Here is a 7467-nt window from a genome sequence, read left to right as displayed (position 1 = left end):
CGGCGCGCGCGCGCCGGCGGGCGGCTGTGCCTCGCGGGCGACGGCCCGCGAGAGTTCATCGACAGATCGGCTACAGGCCCTGCCAGTCGGGCTTGGACGCGTACGTCTGGCGGTAGTAGTCACCGAGCTGGAGGCGCGAGGCAGCCGCGTCGTCGACCAGCACCGTGGCGTGCGGGTGCATCTGCATGATCGTCGCGGGCCACAACGCGCTGATCGGACCCTCCACGAGCTGGTGCACCGCCTCCGCCTTGCCCTTGCCCGTGGCCAGCAGCACCAGGTGCCGCGCCGACATGATCGTGGCCAGCCCCTGCGTCAGGCAGTGCCGCGGCACCTGGTCCACGTCGTCACCGAAGAACCGCGCGTTGTCCTCGCGCGTCTGGGCCGTCAACGTCTTGATCCGCGTGCGCGAGGCCAGGGACGACCCCGGCTCGTTGAACGCGATGTGCCCGTCGGTCCCGATCCCCAGGATCTGCAGGTCCACACCCCCCGCCGCCGCGATCGACTCCTCGTACGCCGCGCACGCCGCGACCAGGTCCGCCGCGTTGCCGTCCGGGCCCTGGACCGCACCCTCGGCGAAGTCCACCCGCGAGGCGATCTCGGTCTCGATCACGTTCCGGTACCGCTCCGGGTGCTCCGCGGGCAGGCCCACGTACTCGTCGAGCATGAACGCCTTGACCCCCGCGAACGACAACCCGTCCTCACGGTGCCGCCGCGCCAGCTCGTCGTACACCCTCAACGGCGACGACCCCGTCGCCAGCCCCAGCACCGCCTCCGGCCGCGACCGCACCACCTTCTCGACCGCGTCCGCAGCCAGCACCGCCAACCGCTCCGCAGGAGCGATCACGACCTCCATCACTTCACCTTTCGACGGCCGACGAGGGCAGCGCCCACCGCGGCGACGGGCACGTCCGCCGGAGCGAGCGAGACCCGCTCGGCGAGACGCAACGAGGACAGGAACGGGGACGTGCTCGACTGCGCGTCGAGCGCGGCGCGCACGGCGTCCAGGAGCGGCTGCCCCAGGGCGGACACACCGCCACCGAGGACGACGTGCCGGACGTCGACCGTCAGCTCGAGGATCCGCACCGCGGAGGCGACGGCAGACGCGAACTCGTCCTTGATCCGGATCGCCTCCGGGTCGCCCGCCGCGGCCGCGTCGAAGAGCTCTGCGGGCGCGGGACGCCCGTGGCGCGACGGCCACCGGGCGGACACCGCGGAGCCCGAGGCGTAGACCTCGACGCATCCGCGCTGTCCGCACGCGCACTCGGGGCCGCGCGGGTCGATCGGGATGTGCCCGATCTCGCCCGCCGCGCCGCTCACGCCTCGACGCAGCTCGCCACCGAGCACGATCCCAGCGGCCAGACCGGTGCCCAGTGCGAGGAACGCGAGGTCCGACCCGTCGTCCCCGCGCAGGTGCGAGGCACCGAGCGCGGCGACGTTGAGGTCGTTGTCGACCTGGACCGGAAGACCGCCGAGCTCCGCCGACAGCGCCTCCGCCAGAGCGAAGCGCCCACCCTCGATGCCGAGGTTGACGGCATGCATGACGGAGCCGTCCTCGGGGTCCACCAGTCCCGGCACGCCGACGCCGACGCCGTCGACCTCGGCGAGCCCGACGCCGGCACGGCGCACCACCTCGCGGACCGCGCGGGCCGCGCTGGTCACCACGCCCTGCGGGCCGCGCACGGTCGGCAGACGCAGCGTCTCGCGCGCGACCCCGTCGGGGCCGAGGAAGGCGGCGAGCACCTTGGTCCCGCCGATGTCGAGACCGACCGCGTTCCCGGTCGCCGCGGAGTCGCACCGCGGCGTGCCGGGACCGGGGCTACCGGCCAGGGCTGCGGCCGCCTCACCGTTCAGCGAGGCGGCCGTGCTCAGGTCGCTCACGTCAGCCCTTCACCGCACCCGAGACGAGGCCACCGGTCATCCGACCCTGGACGATGAGGAAGAAGACCACCACGGGGATCGCGATGAGCACGGCCCCTGCCATGAGAGCACCCCAGTTGGTCGCCTGGGTTGCCTGCTGGTAGGTCCGGAGCCACACCGGGAGAGTCATCGACTCGGGGCGCGACATGATGATCAGCGCCATGACGAACTCGTTCCAGGCCTGGATGAAGGCGAAGACGCCCGTCGCGACGAGACCCGGCGCGAGCAGCGGGAACGTGATCTTCCAGAACGCCCTGCCCCGGGAGCAGCCGTCGATCATGGCCGCTTCCTCGAGCTCGGCAGGCACGCCGTTGACGAACCCGCGCAGCGTCCAGATCGTGAAGGGCAGCACGCCGGACACGTAGACGATGCCGAGACCGATGATCGTGTTGAGCATCTGCCAGCCGTCGATGATCCGGAAGATCGAGATCATCATCGCCTCGCCGGGGATCATCTGGACGACGAGCACCGCGATGATGAACGCGCGGCGGCCCTTGAAGCGGAAGCGGGTCACGGCCAGCGAGGCGAGGAACCCGAGGATCATCGCGATGACGAGCGTGAAGAAGGTCACGGCGAGCGAGTTGCCCATCGCGGGCATGAAAGGCGCCCGCGAGTCGTCGGTGATGGCGCTCTCGTAGTTCTTGAGCGTGAAGACGTCCGGGGTCGGGAAGAAGTGCAGGTCCGTCCCGCGGATGAGGCTCGTCGGCAGGAACGAGGTGTTGATCATCCAGTAGACCGGGAAGACCGACGCCACGAAGACGATGATCGCGAGGATCGCGAAGACCACGTTCGCGGCCTTCTTGCGCTGCGTGTCGCGGCTCTTGCGCGGCGCGGGCCTGGCCGCCGCCGAGGCGTGCCGCACGGAGGCCCGGGGGGTGGTCGAGATGGTGCTCACAGTTCTTCCTCCCGGACCGTCTGGCGCACGTAGTAGAACGAGATGCCGAGCATGATGAAGACGAAGATCACCGAGATCGCCCCGGCGAGGCCGTAGTGACCCTGCGCCATACCCATCTGGTAGATGTACACACCGATCGTGTTCGTCTTCTCCCGGTCACCGCCGACGCCTTGGAGGGCGTAGATCTGCGTGAAGACGCGCAGGTCCCAGATGATCGACAGCACGATGAGCACCGTGATGATGCTGCGCACGTACGGGATCATGATCAGGCGGAACCGCTTGACCGGGCCGGCGCCGTCGAGCTGGGCGGCCTCGAGCACCTCGCCCGGGATCTGCGTCAGACCCGCGTACATCGTGAAGGCGACGAACGGGATCGCTCCCCACACGATGATGATGGTGGCGATGAGGAAGAACTGGAGCGGGTTGAGGAGCCACGAATGACCCATCCAGTTGTCGCCCGTGATCTTCGTCAGGAGGTTGTTGATCACGCCGTACTGGGTGTCGAAGATCCAGCCCCAGACGATCGTCGCGGCGAGGGCGGGCATGGCCCAGGCGAGGAGCAGGCCGATCGAGACGAGCAGGCGGAAACCCTTGCCGAGGCGCATCATGAGCAGCGCGATGAGGGTGCCGAGCACCAACGTCAGCGCGACGCAGACGACCATGAAGACAAAGCTGCGCAGGAGAACGGTCCAGAATCCCTGGACGTCCGTGAGGACCTGGGCGTAGTTGTCGAAGCCGACCCACTCGGCGGGCTGGCCCATGAGCTGGGCCCGCTCGTACTTCTGGAACGACATGACGAACAGTCGGACGATCGGGTACCCGACCAGGACCCCCAGCACGACGAGGCTGGGGACGAGGAGCGTCCACGGCAGGATCGGAGGACGCCGCTTCTTGGGTGGCCGCACGGCGCCGGGGCGCTCGGTGCGGGGTTCGAGGGTGGTTGAGCTCATTTCCTCACTCCGTCAGGGGTGCGCGGTGGTGCGCAGGTGACGTGCCGACGGCCCGTCATGGGAAGGGGTGGGGGCTCCCACGAGGAGACCCCACCCCTGACGGCTCGAGCCTCCGGTGGCGCCCGGACGAGGCCGGGCGCCACCGGACGGTCTCAGCTGTTGAGGATCTCCTCGATCTTGGCGTCGAGCTCCTCGGCGACCGTCTTCACGTCGTCGCCGTTGGCGATACGCGTGAAGGCCGTCTGGAGCACGTTCTGCGCCTCGACGTCGGCCCACCGCGGCGACACGGGCGTGACCTGCGTGTTCTTCGAGGCGTCGACGCCCGCCTGGGCGATCGGGTTGTCGGTCGGCACCTTCTCGGCGAGCGAGGTCTTGGCCGGGATGAGGCCGTTCTCGGCGAGGATCGACTGGTACTCGTCGCTCATCATGATGGCGTAGGCCTTCACCGCGAGCTCAGGGTTGTTCGACTTCTGCGCGACCGCGATGTTCGAGCCACCACCGAAGACCGTCGCGGTGCCGCCGTCCTTGCCGGGCAGCGGGAGCGCGGTGAGGTCCGAGCCGTACGTGTCCGGGCAGCCCGGCGTCTCCGCGTCCGCCGGAGCCGTGATGGACCACTGGATCCAGGTCGGCGCCGAGAGGTACGCGACCGCGCCCTCGCAGAACGGGACCTGGAGGTCGGTCTCCTGACCGTCCTTCGGGGCGTGCGAGGCGTTCGCCATGAGGTCGGCGACCTGCTGCATGCCCTTGAGGCCGCCCTCCGAGGAGAAGCCCGCCTCCCACGTGCCGTCCTCGCCCTGCTCGGCGATGAAGCCGCCGTTCTCCCAGATGAACGGGAGCGCGTTGTACCAGTCCTGGCCAGGCCAGTAGAGGCCGGAGACGGTGTCGGTGGTGAGCGCCTTGGCGTTCGCGACGTACTCGTCGAGCGTGGTCGGCACGGGGGTGTCACCGGTGACCTGAGGCGAGTAGAACACGACGCGCGAACCCGCGTAGTACGGGAGCGCGTAGTGCTTGTCCTCCCAGGTGCCCGCGTCGACGAACGCCGGCAGGAGGTCGTCGCCGCCGTACGACTCGAACTCCTCGTCGGTGATCTCGCGGAAGAAGCCGGCCGACGTGAACGCGGCGGACTGCGTGTTGCCGACCTCGACGACGTCCGGGCTGTCGGAGCCCGAGAGCGACGTCGTGAGCTTGTCGACGAGGCCGGTCCAGGACTGCTCCTCGATCGTGAGGGTGCTGCCCGGGTTCTCCTCCTCGAACGTCGACTTGAGGTAGTCGCGTGCGGCGTCGGGCGTGTCCGAGCCGACCAGCCAGACGCGGATGTCGCCGGATGCGGCCTCGGTCTCGCCGGAGCCGTTGTCGTCGCTCCCGCCGCCGGTGCTGCAGGCGGTCAGCGCGAGCGCCAGGGTGATCGTCGACGCCACGGAGGCGGCGACGAGACGGTTCCTCTTCACTGGGTGCTTCCTCTCGGTGTTTCTTGGTGGCGGCGTCGGTGACGCCACCGGAGGTGTGGCAGGAGTCCTGCGTAATCGAGCACGTGCAGGGGTACTGCGTTCCTGGGGATGCTGCTCTGGGGTTCCCAGGAGGTCTGAGGGGCCGGGTCGGGGCCCGGCCCCGGTCGGGCGGTGGGGGTCAGTCCGAGCGTCGTCGGCTCATGAGACCCCCAGCTGTCCGGACAGGACGAGGACGGCTGCCCCGGCAAGGACGACGTCTTCGTCGAGCGTGGCCATCCGCACCTGGAGCCCGCTGCCGATGACCGGCATCGTGCGGGAGCGGATGGTCTCGAACGCTGCCTCGCGCAGAGGGCCGTCGAGCAGGTCCGCAGGACCGCTGACGAGCACCTCCGCGAGGTTGAGCGCACTGACGACAGGTGCCAGAGCGATGCCCAGCGTCCTGCCCACCGACGCCAGGACGGCGTCGGAAGCCTCGGTGTCGAGCCCGTCCACCGCGCGCCGCAGCGCCGGCACGGACAGGACGGTCTCCAGGCAGCCACGGCGCCCGCAGGCGCACGGCTCGCCGTCGTCGACGACGGTCACGTGACCCAGCTCGCCGGCCGCGTCCGCGTGCCCGCGCACCCGTGCGCCGTCGACCATGATGCCGGCGCCCACGCCCTCGCCGACGGTGAGGACGAGCAGCCCGTCACCGGCCGCGCCGCCGAACGTGAACTCGCCGAGCGCGGCGATGTTCGCGTCGTTGGCCACGTGAACGGCGAGGCCGAGCCGCTCGGTGAGCTGCGCGGCGAGCGGGACGTCGTACCAGCGTCGGTTGGGCGCCTCGATGACGCGGCCCTCGGCGTCGACGACGCCGGGCGACCCGATCCCCACGCCGATGACCGGCTGGGTGGCGGACGCGATGAGGCCGCGGCAGAAGCGCGTGAGGAGGTCGACCAGCTCGGTGCCCGTGCGGCCGTCGACCGCCAGGCTCTGCCGGACGACGAAGTCGCCGGTGAGCGTGAGGACCGCGCCGCGCAGCACCTCGTCGTCGGTGAGGTCCACGGAGACGATCTGGTACGCGCTCGTGCGCATCCCGACGAGGATCGCGGGCTTGCCGACGCGCTGGCCCGGGCGGACGCCGAGCTCCTCGACCAGACCCTCGGCGATGAGCACGGAGACGAGGTCGGAGATCGTCACGCGAGTGAGAGACGTGGCGCGCGCCAGGTCGGCGCGCGAGGTGGGTCCCTCGTGGAACAGGTGCTGCAGCACGAGGGACCGGTTGTGGGCCCGAGCGTGCTCGGGCAGCACCTTCGAGGTCGGCCTGAGCCCTGTGCTCAGACGCCTCCTCGGTGCTCCGGTCCCGGTGACTGCCGTTGTCATGTTTGTTAGTAGACTGCCTTTACTAAGTGGCTGTCAACTTCCTCGCGGCTTCGTGACCGAAATGTTGCCGACCGGCCCACACCTCGGGACCTGGGTCCCGTCCGGGGCGGCCCGTCGACCCGGCCGTCCGCGTCAGGGCGAGCCCGCCGCGCCGACCCAGCCCCGCGCACCCGGGTGCTCCACCGAGCGCGACGCGACGGCGACGGCCCGCTCGAGCGCGACCCGCCACGACGCGCCGCGCGCCGCCTCCGCCGCGAAGGCCCCGTGGACCACGTCCCCCGCCCCGAGCGTGTCGACGACGCGCCCCGGGTCGGGCACCGCGACGTCGTACCGCTCCCCCGCGTCGAGCACCTCGACCGGCCGCGGACCGCGGGTGCGGGCGACGAACCGCGGACCGAGCGCCGCGACCGCAGCGAGCACGTCGTCCGCCCTGACTCCCGGCGGCCGGAAGTCCGCCGACACCACGACCGCGTCGCACACGCCGATCATCTCCGCGGCGTCCGGCTTCCACGACCCGCCGTCGAGCACCACGGCCGCGCCCCGCTCGCGCGCCAGGTGCGCCACCCCGAGCGCGAGGCCCGGCAGGTGCCCGTCGAGCAGCAGGACGTCGCCCGGCCCGACGCCGTCGAGGAGCCCGAGGCCGCCCGCCGCCGTGCGGGAAGCGAGGTCGCCGAACCCGGAGGCGTTGGTGCTCACGACGGCCCGTTCACCGGTGGCCCGCGTGACGAGCACGGTCGAGACGGCGAGGCGTCCGCCGCTCGTCCCGGCCGCGGCGTCGACGAGCTCGACCCCGCAGCCCGCGAGCTCGCGACGCACGACCTCCGCGAGCGGCCCGCCCCCGACGGCGGTGACGAGCCGTGTCGGGACGCCCAGCGCGACGGCCGTCGCCGCGGCGTTG

General features: G+C 71.1%; 7 protein-coding genes. All 7 read right to left on the bottom strand.

The window, feature by feature from the left end; translation table 11 throughout:
* Window positions 1–70: 70 nt before the first annotated feature.
* On the bottom strand, window positions 71–853 hold the full coding sequence (nagB, locus tag FB00_RS20515) for a glucosamine-6-phosphate deaminase (protein ID WP_047234773.1): 783 nt from the start codon (window positions 851–853) through the stop codon (window positions 71–73).
* Window positions 853–1878, bottom strand: coding sequence for an ROK family protein (locus FB00_RS20510; RefSeq protein ID WP_231581975.1), 1026 nt, complete (start codon window positions 1876–1878; stop codon window positions 853–855). The genes nagB and FB00_RS20510 overlap by 1 nt, the downstream gene beginning before the upstream one ends.
* A 1-nt stretch (window position 1879) precedes the next feature.
* Window positions 1880–2812 (bottom strand): carbohydrate ABC transporter permease, encoded by a 933-nt coding sequence (locus FB00_RS20505; RefSeq protein WP_369799798.1) that lies wholly within the window; start codon window positions 2810–2812, stop codon window positions 1880–1882.
* On the bottom strand, window positions 2809–3762 hold the full coding sequence (locus tag FB00_RS20500) for a carbohydrate ABC transporter permease (protein ID WP_047234772.1): 954 nt from the start codon (window positions 3760–3762) through the stop codon (window positions 2809–2811). Before FB00_RS20500 ends, FB00_RS20505 begins: the two co-directional genes overlap by 4 nt.
* Before the next feature lie 152 nt (window positions 3763–3914).
* The gene (locus FB00_RS20495; RefSeq protein WP_082141569.1) at window positions 3915–5210 is read right to left on the bottom strand and encodes an extracellular solute-binding protein; all 1296 of its coding nucleotides are present in this window, start codon (window positions 5208–5210) and stop codon (window positions 3915–3917) included.
* A gap of 198 nt (window positions 5211–5408) precedes the next feature.
* Window positions 5409–6569 (bottom strand): ROK family transcriptional regulator, encoded by a 1161-nt coding sequence (locus FB00_RS20490; RefSeq protein WP_082141568.1) that lies wholly within the window; start codon window positions 6567–6569, stop codon window positions 5409–5411.
* Window positions 6570–6701: 132 nt separating this feature from the next.
* On the bottom strand, window positions 6702–7467 hold a 766-nt coding region (locus FB00_RS20485; protein ID WP_047234771.1), incomplete at its 5' end, for a PfkB family carbohydrate kinase.

It is taken from the genome of Cellulosimicrobium funkei (assembly GCF_001019615.1).
Taxonomy (GTDB): Bacteria; Actinomycetota; Actinomycetes; order Actinomycetales; family Cellulomonadaceae; genus Cellulosimicrobium; species Cellulosimicrobium cellulans_E.
Note: the sequence above shows the minus strand (reverse complement) of the source record. Positions and strands in the feature narration are given on the sequence as shown.

What these genes read in the sequence shown, in the direction of transcription:
- nagB (WP_047234773.1), bottom strand. Translation starts at nt 853, where the DNA reads ATGGAGGTCGTGATCGCTCCTGCGGAGCGGTTGGCGGTGCTGGCTGCG.
- FB00_RS20500 (WP_047234772.1), bottom strand. Translation starts at nt 3,762, where the DNA reads ATGAGCTCAACCACCCTCGAACCCCGCACCGAGCGCCCCGGCGCCGTG.
- FB00_RS20490 (WP_082141568.1), bottom strand. Translation starts at nt 6,569, where the DNA reads ATGACAACGGCAGTCACCGGGACCGGAGCACCGAGGAGGCGTCTGAGC.